The sequence below is a fragment of the Chitinophaga agrisoli genome, from assembly GCF_008386695.1.
In the GTDB taxonomy this organism is placed as follows: Bacteria; Bacteroidota; Bacteroidia; order Chitinophagales; family Chitinophagaceae; genus Chitinophaga; species Chitinophaga agrisoli.
Window position 1 is genome coordinate 847,020 of record NZ_VUOC01000004.1, and the last position, 13,118, is coordinate 860,137.

11 protein-coding genes are annotated in these 13,118 nt (G+C 51.2%); 8 read left to right on the plus strand and 3 right to left on the minus strand.

The features are described 5' to 3' along the window. Positions 1 to 7: 7 nt before the first annotated feature. The 7 genes from F0L74_RS22460 (at position 8) to F0L74_RS22490 (ending at position 7,550) form a co-directional block, all read left to right on the plus strand. Positions 8 to 1,213, plus strand: coding sequence for a TlpA disulfide reductase family protein (locus F0L74_RS22460; RefSeq protein ID WP_149840159.1), 1,206 nt, complete (start codon positions 8 to 10; stop codon positions 1,211 to 1,213). Between the two features lie 13 nt (positions 1,214 to 1,226). Then, complete coding sequence (locus tag F0L74_RS22465; RefSeq protein ID WP_149840160.1) at positions 1,227 to 2,363, plus strand: TlpA disulfide reductase family protein; 1,137 nt, start codon at positions 1,227 to 1,229, stop codon at positions 2,361 to 2,363. Positions 2,364 to 2,384: 21 nt separating this feature from the next. Then, entirely contained in the window at positions 2,385 to 5,174 is a 2,790-nt protein-coding gene (locus F0L74_RS22470) for a M16 family metallopeptidase (protein WP_149840161.1), read from the plus strand. Positions 5,175 to 5,301: 127 nt separating this feature from the next. After that, entirely contained in the window at positions 5,302 to 5,691 is a 390-nt protein-coding gene (locus tag F0L74_RS22475) for a DoxX-like family protein (protein WP_149840162.1), read from the plus strand. A 2-nt stretch (positions 5,692 to 5,693) separates the two neighbouring features. After that, a complete protein-coding gene (locus F0L74_RS22480; RefSeq protein ID WP_149840163.1) occupies positions 5,694 to 6,431 on the plus strand; it encodes a DUF2071 domain-containing protein in 738 nt (245 codons plus the stop codon). Then, positions 6,419 to 7,171, plus strand: a complete 753-nt coding sequence (locus F0L74_RS22485) for a methyltransferase domain-containing protein (RefSeq protein WP_149840164.1) — start codon at positions 6,419 to 6,421, stop codon at positions 7,169 to 7,171. The genes F0L74_RS22480 and F0L74_RS22485 overlap by 13 nt, the downstream gene beginning before the upstream one ends. After that, positions 7,155 to 7,550, plus strand: a complete 396-nt coding sequence (locus F0L74_RS22490; RefSeq protein ID WP_149840165.1) for a hypothetical protein — start codon at positions 7,155 to 7,157, stop codon at positions 7,548 to 7,550. The genes F0L74_RS22485 and F0L74_RS22490 overlap by 17 nt, the downstream gene beginning before the upstream one ends. Here F0L74_RS22490 and F0L74_RS22495 read toward each other — a convergent pair. Genes F0L74_RS22495 through F0L74_RS22505 form a run of 3 tightly spaced genes read right to left on the minus strand, consistent with a single transcriptional unit; the run spans position 7,534 to position 10,388 of the window. Further along, positions 7,534 to 8,331 carry a polysaccharide deacetylase family protein gene (locus F0L74_RS22495; RefSeq protein ID WP_213087053.1) on the minus strand — a complete coding sequence of 266 codons (798 nt, stop codon included), beginning with the start codon at positions 8,329 to 8,331 and terminating at the stop codon, positions 7,534 to 7,536. The two genes, F0L74_RS22490 and F0L74_RS22495, sit on opposite strands and share 17 nt — an antisense overlap. Before the next feature lie 18 nt (positions 8,332 to 8,349). Further along, a complete protein-coding gene (locus F0L74_RS22500) occupies positions 8,350 to 9,201 on the minus strand; it encodes an NAD(P)-dependent oxidoreductase (protein ID WP_149840166.1) in 852 nt (283 codons plus the stop codon). A 53-nt stretch (positions 9,202 to 9,254) separates the two neighbouring features. Next, positions 9,255 to 10,388, minus strand: coding sequence for a geranylgeranyl reductase family protein (locus tag F0L74_RS22505; protein WP_188316116.1), 1,134 nt, complete (start codon positions 10,386 to 10,388; stop codon positions 9,255 to 9,257). A gap of 259 nt (positions 10,389 to 10,647) precedes the next feature. On the opposite strand from F0L74_RS22505, the gene F0L74_RS22510 reads away from it, so the two are divergent. After that, complete coding sequence (locus F0L74_RS22510) at positions 10,648 to 13,026, plus strand: ABC transporter permease (protein WP_149840168.1); 2,379 nt, start codon at positions 10,648 to 10,650, stop codon at positions 13,024 to 13,026. Positions 13,027 to 13,118: the final 92 nt, after the last annotated feature.

Sequence of the window (13,118 nt, forward strand, 5' to 3'; positions counted from 1 at the left end):
AGATAATATGAAAACAGGAATCATTCTAATGATGATGGCCGTGGCAGGCAGCATGAACAACGTTCAGCCAGCCGCCGCACAAACAGATAAGAAAGAGTTTGTGATCAACGGCACCTTAAAAAATTTTGCTGTAATGCCTGCTAAAGTTTACCTGCGAGGGCTGCTGCCTTCCGAACGTAAAGAAGGCAGGGCACGGGTATTAGACAGCGCCACCGTACAAGCAGGAAAGTTCCACTTTTCCGGTACGGTGGATGGGATATGGGACTTGCAGCTTTCCAGCTATTTCCCGGAAGTCAATGATGGTCCCACCAGGATCAGGTTTGTAGATATGGCGCAGCTACACGTAACCGGGGGCGTGATAAACCTGACTGCCGACGGTAAGTTCGATAAGAATACGGTATCCGGCGAGGGCGCACAGGCAGAGCTGGACTACCGGGAGGCTATGAAAGAAGTGTTTGTACTGGCAGACAGCATACGCACTATTATGCAGTCAGAGGAAGCGCAAACCAATCCAACCATGCAGCTGGTCATGAGCAATATGATGGGCGATGCGATGAACGCGATGGCGGAAGGAGCCAGCGGTTTTTTAAAAACACATCCGGCATCTCCTGCCGCGCCTGTGTTCATGCAGATGCTGATAGGCATGCCTAATATCAGCGCCGCCGCTGACGACAGCCTGCTGCAAACACTACCACCGGCAACAAGGGAGTATGTACTAAGGGAAGCCGGCGAAACGTTGGAAAAAAAGAGAGCCGCCCAGCTAAAGAAACAGCAGGACGAAGCGCTCACCACCCTTGGCAAGCCAGCTATGGATTTTACAGAACAGGACATCAATGGTAAACAAGTGAGCCTCTCCTCCTATCGTGGAAAATATGTACTGATCGATTTCTGGGCCAGCTGGTGCGCACCGTGCCGGGCAGAAAACCCAAATGTGGTAAACGCCTATCAGCGCTTTAAAGACAAAGGCTTTGAGATCCTGGGCGTATCGCTGGATGGAGGAAGCTCCGCCAGTGCATGGAAACAAGCCATAGAAAAGGATGGCCTTAGCTGGACGCAGGTATCTGACCTGAATGGTTTTGATAACGCGGCGGCCAAACTATACGGCGTTACCTCCATCCCGCAGAATTTCCTGGTAGATCCCAATGGGGTCATCATCGCCAAAAACCTGCGCGGCGAAGCATTACATAACAAATTAGCAGAAGTATTAAAATAATCCTCCTCTTACAATGAAAAAATGGTTATGGCTATTGTTGCCGCTTATGCCCGGCGCATTATACGGACAGCAACCGGATAATTTTGAAATAAAGGGCCGGCTGGTGAACGTGACAGCAGATGTTATCTATCTCAGCTCCATGAAAAACGGGAGCCTGGCTACGGATACAGCACATGTACGGGCGGACAACACCTATGTGCTGAAGGGCACAACACCCGGTGGCGAAGCCTCCCTGTTGCGCTATAACCCGGAGACAAAACGGCTGCTGGGTATGGCCCCTTTCTTCCTGTCTGCAGAAAGTTTTGAGATCACGCATACGCAATCCTTTTCAAACATCACGGTTACCGGCTCCACTGCTATGCAGCAGTACAGGCAGGTAAACGAAACGGCGAAAGGCTACAACGCTAAGATCAAATTACTGGAAGAGCAGCTGAATGCCGCCAGCAGCAGCGGTAATACAAAGGAAACCGACCGCCTGCAACAACAGCTGAGCGCAATTAAACAGGAAAAGCTGGATAAGGCGTATGCCAGCTTTATCAAAATGCATCCTTCCTCTCCGGTAGCAGTATATGCGCTGAAGCGGTATACTGTGGCAGCAGATGAGAAGGACGCCGCCCGCGCGTATGCGCTGTATGAACAACTATCTCCCGCGTTGCAGGAAAACTATGAAGCCCAAGAACTGGCCACCGCCCTTAAAGCAAAAGTGGCGTTTAACAGCACCGTAGCTATTGGCCGCCAGGCGCCGGACTTTGCGCAGGCAGATACCGCCGGCCAGCCGGTAAAGCTGTCTTCTTTCCGCGGCAAATATGTGCTGCTGGACTTCTGGGCCAGCTGGTGCGGGCCCTGCCGGGCAGACAATCCCAATATTGTGAAGGCCTACCAGCAGTATCATGATAAAGGTTTTGAGATCCTGAGCGTATCGCTGGACCAACCGGGCGCGCACGATAAATGGGTAAAGGCCATTCATGACGACCATCTTACATGGACGCATGTATCAGATCTGCAATACTGGAAAAATGCGGTAGTAGCACTATATGGCATACGCGGCATACCACAGAACTTCCTGATAGACCCGCAGGGCAAGATCATTGCCCGGAGCTTACGCGGAGAAGACCTTGACAAACAACTAAAAGCGATCTATAATCAATAGTGCCGCTGTATAACAAGTCTTATGTACATCAAACAACTGACCATTAGCACCCTGGCCCTGTTAGGTATGCAACAGGCCATTGCGCAGCGCATACCGGCAGATCCGGCCCTGAAAACGGGCCGGCTGCCTAATGGCTTTACCTATTATATCCGGCATAACGAAATGCCCAGGAACCGTGCGCAGTTTTACCTGGTGAATAAAGCCGGCTCTGTGCTGGAAGATGATGACCAGCGCGGTCTGGCGCATTTCCTGGAGCATATGAATTTTAACGGCACCAAACACTTTCCCAAGAACGAGCTGGTGAACCGGCTGCAGCAGGCGGGCATACAGTTTGGCGCGGAGCTGAACGCTTACACCACTTTTGATGAAACGGTGTACCAGCTGCCTATTGCCACTGACGAAGCAGGCATGGTGGACCTGGCCATGCGGGTAATGCGCGACTGGGCACAGGAAGCCACACTGGACCCGCAGGAAATTGAAAAGGAACGGGGTATTGTGCTGGAAGAAGAGCGGTTAGGTAAAAGCGCTATGGAACGCATGTCGCGGCAAACCTACCCTGTGATGCTGAACCACTCCCGGTATGCAGAGCGGCTGCCCATTGGGATAGACAGCATCCTGCAACATTTTCAGCGCCCGGCCATCAAACGTTTCCTGGATGACTGGTACCGGCCAGACCTGCAGGCATTGATCGTAGTGGGTGATATTGATGTGGCGCAGATCGAGCGGATGATCAAAACACAGTTTGGCAGTTTACGGCAGCCCAAACATCCCCGCCTGCGGCCACGGTATGAGATCCCTCTTGCCGGCACTAACCAGTTTTTAGTGGTAACGGATAAAGAGGCAGACGCCACCCAGCTGCAGCTGATCATCAAACACAAGGCAGCGCCGCTGCGCACGGAAGCGGATTACCTGGCCTCTTTGCAACGCTCGCTGTTTAACCAGCTACTGAACCGGCGGCGTTATATGGAGAGCAGCCAGGAGCGCAACCCTGCCTACGTAAGTGCCAGCATGGGCATACAAGCCTTACTGGGCGACCTGGATGCTTTCCAGTTCTCCGTTACCGCCAAAGAAGGACAGCTGGCCAGCGCCTTCCGCCAAACCTGGGCCATTGTGGAACGGGTAAGAAGGTATGGGTTTACCCCCGGGGAACTAGCCCAGGCTAAACAGCAATATGTACGCAACCTGGAAGCCACGCTGAGCGAAACGGACAAAACGCCCTCTGTGAACTTTGTAAAGGAATACCAACGGCATTTCCTGCAGGGTGAGGCAACACCAGGCATCCGCTGGGAGCATGATTTTGTGCAGGCAAAGATCGATGCCATCACGTTGGACGATATACAGGCGGTAGCCAATAATTACCTGAAAGAAAAAGACCGGGATATACTGATACTGGCGCCGGAGAAAGACCGGAGCAGCCTGCCAGGGGTTGACACGATCGAAACATGGCTGCGGGAAATGGGCAGCACTAAGCTGGATACCTACAAAGAAGACACCACCCAGCGCCCGCTGATGACCACCATTCCCAAGGGGGGCAGCACTGTTTCCACAGATAGCCTTCCATCCATACAGGTGCAAATGCTTACGCTGAGCAATGGCGTAAAAGTAGTATTGAAACCTACCCGCTTTAAGAATGATGAGATCCGGTTTAAAGCATTTGCACCCGGCGGCACTTCGGTATATGACGATAGCCTTTATGACGCTGCCGCCAGCGCAGATAAGCTGATAGGCAGCATGGGCCTGGGCACCCTTAATCCCATGCAGGTCACAGCCGCATTGAACGGGAAGATAGTGGAAGTGGTCCCCTATATCGCCGCAAGGGCGCAGGGCGTACAAGGCGCCTGTTCTCCCCGCGACCTGGAGACCGCGTTGCAGCTAGTGTACCTGCAGTTCACGCAACCGCGTAAGGACACAATATTGTATAACAATATCATCAGCCGGTCGCAGGCTACGCTGCCTAACCGCTATGCGGATCCCAACAATATATTCAATGATACCATGTCTTATGTAATGGGCAGTTATCACTACCGGAATGCGCCGCCGGACCTGGCAAAGTTGAACAGGATCACATTGCAGCGGAGCTTTGACATTTACAAGGAGCGTTTTGCCAATGCGGCTGCTTTTACGTTTGTTTTTACCGGCAGTTTTGATACCGATAGCATCCGGCCCCTGCTGGAGCAATACCTGGGCGCATTGCCCGCCACCGGACATAAGGAAACGGCCATTGACCGGGGTATACACCTGCCCGCAGGCCGGCTGGAAAAAACGGTACGGGCAGGCGCTGCGGATAAAGCGCTTGTAAGACTGATCGTTAGCGGTGACTATCCTTATGGCGCGGTGAACAACCAGGTATTAAACGCGCTGGGCCAGATCCTGCAGATCCGCTTATTGCAGGGGCTGCGGGAAACCGCGGCAGAGGTATACAGCCCCAGCGTACAATTCACCTATAACAAATATCCAAAGAACCGGTATGGCTTTATCATTGCGTTTGGATGCGCGCCCGCTAATGTACAGCACCTGGTAACCCTGGTATTGCAGGAAATGCAGTCTTTACGGGATAAGGGCGCAAGCCCGGAGGAAGTTGAAAAAGTGAAAGCCGCCACCCGGCATAATACGGAGCTGGCCTTAAAAGACAACAGCTTCTGGCTGAGTTACCTGAGCGGCCAGCTGGAAAATAGCGAAGACCTGCTGGAAGTACAGCATGTACAGGAGCGCCTGAACGCGGTAACGCCGCAGGCCCTGCAACACGCCGCCCAACTTTACCTGACAGACAAAAACTTGCTACAGTTCGCACTTTTGCCGGCCGGCCAATAGGTTATGACAAGGACCGGCCAACCATTCTCTATGCAAAACCGGGGGATGTATCCGATTGGGATACATCCCCTCTCTTTTATAGGTTAATCATTTCGTATCTTTGCCCTGCTTTTTTGTCCCCCGCACTATGAACAACCGTACCCGCTATACCATTTTTACCTGGTTTATTACCGCTGTCTGGCTGGCCAATGGCCTGTTCTGTAAGGTACTGCACCTGGTTCCCAGACATCAGCAGATCGTAGCCCGTATTTTAGGCGAGGCCTATGCCGCTCCCCTGACCATCGCTATTGGCGTGGCCGAAACCGGTATGGCCATCTGGATCATCAGCGGCTGGCTGCAACGGCTGAATGTCATCACCCAGATAGTGGTAATAGCCACCATGAACCTGCTGGAGTTCCTGCTGGTGCCGGACCTGTTGTTATGGGGGCGGTTGAATGCCCTGTTTGCCTTTCTTTTTATACTGCTGATCTGGTTTAACGGGTTTATCCTGTACCCGAAAAACATACAAAGCGCTTAGTTATGCTATCCTTCCTGAAAGATCACCCCTTTGCCGTGGAAGCGTTCTTTGAAAGCTCCCTCGTATTTACATTTGCGGTACCGAGAGCTGCTGTGCTGCCCCTGCTGCCGCCCTGCCTGGAGCCGGACACATTCCAGGACAAATGGGCATTTATAGCCGTAGCCATGGTACAGACAAAACACCTGCGGCCTAAAGGGTTCCCTGCTTTTATGGGCAATGATTTTTTCCTTATTGGCTATAGGGTCTTTGTGCGCTACCAGAGCTTGTCCGGGAAAAGGCTCAGAGGGCTGTACATCCTTAAATCAGAAACGGATAAAAGGAAGATGACGTTCTTTGGAAACATCTTCACGCATTATAACTATACCAACACAGATATCGAACAGGTGCACCAGGATGATCTTACCACCATCCGGTCCATACACTCCGGTTTTCATGTAAGCGTTAATACAGCAGACGGCGCTTCCCTGCCGGTGCAATCCCCGTTTGAGGACTGGAAAACAGCCCGGCGTTTTGCAGGGCCGTTGCCTTTTACTTTTACGTATAATGCCGCTACTTCGGAAGTGCTGATCATTGAAGGCGTACGGGAAAACTGGCAGCCAACGCCGGTGAAGGTAACGGACTATCATTTCTCTTTCCTGGATCAATTAAAATTACCGGATATACGGCTGGCCAACGCTTTCATTATCCGTAACATTCCTTATTACTGGAAAAAAGGTAAAACAGAATTATGGCGCCATTAAGAAAACCGTTACAGGGCGTGTGGAATATTGTGCGGTTCAACTGGCATTTCTATGCGCTGAGCGCAGCAGGCATTGTGCTGCTGCTGGGGCTGCGCGCTTACCTGCCAGTAGTGGCAGATGTACTGCTGACGCTGATACTTGCTACCCTGGTTATTTCGTTAGGGGTATCCTGTTATATTTATGATTACTCCGGGCTGTATAACTTATCCTGGCTGGGTAACATCCCGCGAAGCGGAAAAGAGCAGCTGGTTAATATCCATGCCGGTTTTGATGAGACCAGCGTGCTGCTGCAGGACAAGTTCCCGCAAGCTTTCCTTTCCGTATTTGATTTCTATGATCCGTTAAAGCATACGGAAGTGTCCATTAAACGGGCCAGAAAGGCCTACCCGGCATTTCCCGGCACACAGGCCGTACAAACAGATCATCTGCCCATGGCGGATCATAGTGCTGACAAGGTATTTGCGCTACTGGCCGCGCATGAAGTACGGGATGAGCAGGAAAGACAGGTCTTTTTTAAGGAGATCAACCGGATCTTGCAACCGCAGGGATACCTGGTGGTGACGGAACATTTAAGGGATCCGGCTAATTTTTTTGTATATAATATAGGGGCGTTCCATTTCCATAGCCGGGCCACGTGGTTACGGACCTTTACTGCCGGCGGGTTTAGCATCACGCAGGAAATAAAGATCACGCCTTTTATACACACTTTCATACTCCGCAAACATGGAACTACAGCTTAAAATAACAGGCATATTGATGATAGCGCTGGCCTTACTGCACGTGATCTTTCCCAGGTACTTTAACTGGAAACAGGAGCTGATGCCTTTAAGCGTTATTAACCGCGAAATGATGTACGTACATGCTTTCTTTATTGCATTGACGGTACTGTTAATGGGGCTGTTATGCCTTACCTCTGCCGGGGCGCTGCTGGGCACCGCCCTGGGCAGGCGGATATGTTTGGGTTTTGCCCTGTTCTGGATGGCAAGATTGTGTATCCAGTTCTTTGGCTACTCATCCCGTTCCTGGAAAGGCAAACGTTTCGAGACCGCGGTGCATGTGGCATTCTCTTTTCTTTGGTTATACCTGAGCGGCGTGTTTATGTTCACTTACCTGGGTTAACCTGTTTAATATACTCCGCCACCTCTATCATTGGCGCAATCCAGATCTCATTTTGATGCTGTTGTAAAAAATGCAGCAACTGGCTATGCGCATCCATCGTTACGTTGATGGGATGCCCGCCGCCTATGCCATGGAACAGGAATACCAGCAACCCATGCGTGGACATGGCCTGTTTTACCCAGGCGATCATCTCATCGCCAGACTGGTTATTGACCGCATAACAACCAATGTTTTCCAGGTGTACCTGTGAGATCAATGGCATCTCATGTTGTGTGCCCCTGGCTGCAACAAACTGCGGCATCACAGGCGCCAGGTAAAAAGAGTCGCGGATCTTTGTATCGCCGCAGGGGAAGGCAAAGGTGCGGGCGGTTTTACCGTCTATGGCCTTTAGCAGCGTATTGGCCATCTTGATCTCGTCTGTAATACGGCCAAAGGAATAATTGTTCAGGTCATAGTCCGGGGTAACAAAATCCCTGCCGGGGAGCTTACCCAGGCAGGGATGAAAAAAAGTATGATTGCCCAGCTCATGCCCGTTCTTTGCGATAGCGCGCCACTCGTCTGTTCTATTATGCAGGGAGCCAGAATAACCGGACAGGTAAAAACTGGCCTTTAGTCCCAGCGAGTCCAGCACGGGAATGGCATGATCCAGGTCTACATCCAGCGCATCATCATAAGTGAGCACAACGGCGCATTTTTTATGATGCCAGGTAGTATCCTGTTGCGCCATTACAGGGGCGGCTATGGTACAAAAGAAAAGGAGCAATAGTTGGGTTCTCATCATGCATTATTTTTTCAGGGATCAGGATACCGCGTCTTTACCAATTACAGACCAGTCATCATTGCCATGGCCTTTGGCTATCCAGCGGTCCATTTCCTGCGCTACGGCGGGTATTACGGCCAGGTTAATGCCGGCTTTAGCGGCGGCCTCCATAAACAGGCCGGTATCTTTGCGGGCCATGTTCAGTTCCCAGGAAGGATTATCATATACGCCGGTAGACATGCGTTTCATACGGGCAGGTAATCCAGCGCCCGGGTTCCAGGCCGCAAACAGGTTATTGAGATCGTCCTGCGGGATCTGTAATGCCTTGGCCAGCGCCAGCATATCTGCAATACCTGCGGTAAAAGTAACCAGGAAAGAGTTGCCGATAAGCTTCATACCGGCAGCACGGCCTTCTTCCGGGCCAAAGTTGATAAGCTTGCCCGTCATCTGCGACAGTATGGGCTCAAATTTAGCGACTATGGCCTGATCGCCGGATACCAGCATATAACCGGTGCTTTCCAGCGCATTCTGCGGGCCCATGAACACCGGCGCATGCAGGTAGGTGAATCCTTTTGCCTTCCACTCGCGGGTACGTTGGATAGCGCCCGGCGCAGAGGTAGTCGTGTGATCAATGATCACTGCGCCTGGCTGTAAACCAGGTGCTGCCATCGCCAGCACTTCATCTACAGTACTGTCATCTTTCAGGGTAAGATGCACCACGTCTGCGCCTTTTACGGCGGCGGTAACATCTGCAAATGCCTTAGCGCCATCTGCCTCCAGTGCGGTAGCCTTAGCAGCCGTTCTGTTCCATACCTGCACCTGGTTGCCTTTTTTTATCAACGCCTTTACAAAATTAGAGCCCAACAGGCCCATGCCTAAGAATGCTATCATGGTTTGCTAGTTTATATACTAAAGATAGAGAATCGTTTATTGGGTAGGTGTGGCTATTTTATAAAGTTGCGGATAGCGCGGTGCTGACCTACATAAAAAGCCAGCTCAAACAGCAGGGGCATTTTTGACATCCATTTAAGCACGCCAGCCTTACGGCCCATCTCCGCGCCTACCATACGGTAAAGCTCCTGTTCATAGGTTTTCATATAGGCGGCGGAGAAATTGCCGCTTTGGAAGCACCTGATGGCCTGCTCTGCCGCCAGCTTGCCGCTGAGCACCGCATTACCTATACCATCGCCGCTAACGGGATCAATAAGCGAGGCGGCATCCCCTGCCAGCAGAAAGCGGTCGCCGCTCATCTGCACCCATCTTGATCCTAGTGGCAGGCCACAGCCCTGCAGCGGGCCGACAGGCACGGCGTCTTTGAACCGGCTTTTTAGTATGGGGGACCTGTCTATAAAATCGTAAAAAGCCTTCTTTACATCTATATGGTGGCGTACCAGCTCTGCGGACAGGATACCCAGCCCTACATTCACCAGCCCGCCTTTTATGGGGAATACCCACAGGTAACCAGGCAGGTATTTTTTATCGAAGTATATTTCTGTACAGTTATCTTCCATGCCGGCCACGCCGGTATAGTAAGCGCGTACGGCGGCTACATGATGCCTGCGGTCCATCTGGTAACCCGCCAGCCGTTTGGCGGAGAGGCCGTTAACCCCGTCTGCGCCGATCAGCAGGGTACAGTCCAATGTACTGTTATCATTTTTTGTGGTGAGGATATAGCCATTATCTGTGCTGTTGATCTGTTTTACTTCCACCCCTTCCAGCACGGTGGTATTGGTATGCGATTTTACCAGGGAAAACAGGAAATGGTCAAAGTCCATACGGGTAGCGGTATAGGCCTCCAGGCTCCAGGAGAATTCCAGCTGCTTTCCTTTATAATAACAGCGGGTACGCTGGGTGACCAGTTTTTCCGGGAAGCTGCGCACGGCCGCGCCAAAAGCGGGGTTCATTGCCTGCAGGCATTTGATGGCCCTGCCGGGGATCGCATCGCCGCAGACCTTATCCCGCGGAAAGATATGTTTGTCTATGATAGCCACGCGGAGACCTGCGTTCCTTAATCCCAGGGCACAGGCAGTGCCCGCGGGACCAGCCCCGATGATGATCACATCATAGTGTTGATTCATGGTCATGCTCGTTTAGGCTAAAGGCAGCTCGTGGAATGCCTGTCTGTTACGGATGGCAGGGTGGTCAGAAAAAGCTGTGACGAATATACATTTATTTTCTTTTGGGGCCATTTTAATAACGGACATCCATTGTATTAAAAGCGGACAGTACGCCGCTGCCCCCTATATATAACCCATTAATTTACAATGGAGATGCACACTGGTATACTTCTTGAACCCGGTCCGGCAGCCTGCATTTGCAGCTAGTAATCTTACCCGCATGCTGAAGAACTATTTCAAAACCGCCCTGCGCCATCTCCTTAAGAATAAGGGATATTCCTTTATCAATATTGCCGGCCTTTCCATAGGTATGGCAGTAGCCCTGCTAATAGGATTATGGGTATGGGATCAGCTATCCTTTGATCAATACCATCAACATTGTAACCGGATCGCACAGGTAATGCAAAACCAGACCTTTAACGGCAAGGTAAATACCGGTAAAGGCATCCCCATGCCGCTGGGCAGGGAGTTACGGATGAACTATGGCAGCGATTTTAAGCAGGTGGTACTTTCTACCTGGAGCATGAACTCCATGGTAACCGTGGGGGATAAAAAAGTGAACATCCAGGGCAACTATATGGAGCCCGGAGCGGCGGATATGTTTACGCTGCGGATGCTGCGGGGCGCCAGATCCGGTCTTAAGGAACACGCTACCATATTACTGTCACAAAGCCTGGCAAAAAGCCTTTTTGGAGATACAGACCCTATGGGGAAGATCGTTACCGTGGATGGCGACATGGTGGAAACAGTGGCCGGCGTATACGAAGACCTGCCGCGTAACAGCAGCCTGCACCATGTTGCCTTTATTGCGCCGTTCCTGGACCTCACCAGCTGGACAAAAGGCCAGGAAGACAACTGGGGCAATAATTCCTTCCAGGCGTTTGTATTACTGGCAGATAAAGCAGACATGTCAACCGTTTCTGCCAGGATCAGGGATGTAAAACTGCGGCGGGAAGGGGAACAGGAAGCCAGCTCACAAAGCGCCTTATTCCTGCAGCCTATGCATAAATGGTATTTGTATGATGAGTTCAAAGACGGCGTCAACACCGGCGGCGCTATCCGGTATGTTTGGCTGTTTAGCATTATCGGCGGATTTGTGTTATTGCTGGCCTGTATCAATTTTATGAACCTGAGCACCGCCCGCAGCGAAAAGCGCGCGCGGGAGGTGGGCGTACGCAAGGCTGTTGGCTCTTTAAAAAGCCAGTTGGTCAACCAATTCTTTTTTGAATCGCTGTTATCCGTATTCTTTTCCTTAGGCTGTGCATTGGTGCTGGTAACGCTCATGCTACCGCTTTTTAACCAGATTGCGGGCAAACAGCTTTCCGTTGCCTGGGGCCATCCTTATTTCTGGCTTGCCTGCGTGGGCTTTAGCGTACTTACCGGCTTAATATCCGGCAGCTATCCGGCTTTTTACCTGTCATCCTTTAAACCTATCAAAGTATTAAAAGGCACTTTTAAAGCAGGGCCTAATGCCGCTATACCCCGTAAAATGCTGGTAGTGCTGCAGTTTACGGTGTCTGTTATCCTGATGATCGCCACTATTGTGGTGTACCGGCAGGTGCAATACACGAAGGACCGGCCTACCGGTTATAACGCCAGCGGTTTAATTACCATTATTATGCGCACAGCTAACTATCACAACAGTTTTGCGGCCCTGCGTAATGATGCGCTGGCCTCCGGCGCGGTTACTGAAATGGCGGAGTCCAATACGCCCATTACGGAAAACGACCATTCGGATAACTCCTTTAGCTGGCAGGGGAAAGACGCCACGGTCAAAGCATCGTTCAATACCATTGGCATTACGCCTGCATATGGCAATGCGGTAGGCTGGCAAATAACGGCGGGCCGGGATTTCTCCAACGGTTTCCGTACAGACTCCACCGGTATTATATTAAACGAAGCGGCCGTTAAATATATGGGATTGAAAAAACCTATAGGCGAAACGGTAAGATGGGGCAACAAACCCTTTACCGTGTTAGGCGTGATAAACGATGTGCTGATGGAAAGCCCTTATGAACCGGTAAAACAAAGCATTTTTTACCTGAGCTCCCCTGCTGATGGCGGCATCCTCAACATCCGGCTGAACCCGCGTTTAAGCACAGCCGCCGCACTGGCCAAACTGGAAGCCGTGTGTAAAAAATATTCCCCTGAAGAACTATTTGATTATCAGTTTGTGGATGCGGACTATGCCGCTAAATTCGCCGATGAGCAGCGTGTTGGCAGACTGGCCGGTATCTTTACCATGCTGGCTATCTTTATCTCCGCGCTGGGTTTGTTTGGGATGGCTTCATTTGTAGCAGAGCAGCGCATTAAGGAAATAGGGATCCGGAAATTGTTTGGCGCCAGCGTGTTTAATTTATGGGGAATGCTGACAAAGGATTTTGTGGTGCTGGTGGTAATAGCGCTGTTTATTGCCATTCCCGCTGCCTGGCTTTTTATGCAAAACTGGCTGGGGCATTATACCTACCGCACCAACCTGAGTTGGTGGATCTTTGCCGCTACGGGCTCCTGCGTGATCCTGATCACACTGCTTACGGTCAGCTATCAAAGCATCCGGGCGGCACAATCCAACCCGGTAAAATGTTTAAAGACGGAATAATGTTATGCAGTATAGTATGTTTTGAACAAAGGCTACCTCTTATGGGTAGCCTTCCGTTTATCATAAAAAACTGATAGCTTTGTTCATTCTTT

Bases quoted from the DNA above. Each gene is read 5' to 3' on its own strand.
- F0L74_RS22490 (WP_149840165.1), top strand. From the start codon at position 7,155: ATGGAACTACAGCTTAAAATAACAGGCATATTGATGATAGCGCTGGCC.
- F0L74_RS22460 (WP_149840159.1), top strand. From the start codon at position 8: ATGAAAACAGGAATCATTCTAATGATGATGGCCGTGGCAGGCAGCATG.
- F0L74_RS22510 (WP_149840168.1), top strand. From the start codon at position 10,648: ATGCTGAAGAACTATTTCAAAACCGCCCTGCGCCATCTCCTTAAGAAT.
- F0L74_RS22475 (WP_149840162.1), top strand. From the start codon at position 5,302: ATGAACAACCGTACCCGCTATACCATTTTTACCTGGTTTATTACCGCT.
- F0L74_RS22495 (WP_213087053.1), bottom strand. From the start codon at position 8,331: ATGATGAGAACCCAACTATTGCTCCTTTTCTTTTGTACCATAGCCGCC.
- F0L74_RS22485 (WP_149840164.1), top strand. From the start codon at position 6,419: ATGGCGCCATTAAGAAAACCGTTACAGGGCGTGTGGAATATTGTGCGG.
- F0L74_RS22470 (WP_149840161.1), top strand. From the start codon at position 2,385: ATGTACATCAAACAACTGACCATTAGCACCCTGGCCCTGTTAGGTATG.
- F0L74_RS22480 (WP_149840163.1), top strand. From the start codon at position 5,694: ATGCTATCCTTCCTGAAAGATCACCCCTTTGCCGTGGAAGCGTTCTTT.
- F0L74_RS22500 (WP_149840166.1), bottom strand. From the start codon at position 9,201: ATGATAGCATTCTTAGGCATGGGCCTGTTGGGCTCTAATTTTGTAAAG.
- F0L74_RS22465 (WP_149840160.1), top strand. From the start codon at position 1,227: ATGAAAAAATGGTTATGGCTATTGTTGCCGCTTATGCCCGGCGCATTA.
- F0L74_RS22505 (WP_188316116.1), bottom strand. From the start codon at position 10,388: ATGAATCAACACTATGATGTGATCATCATCGGGGCTGGTCCCGCGGGC.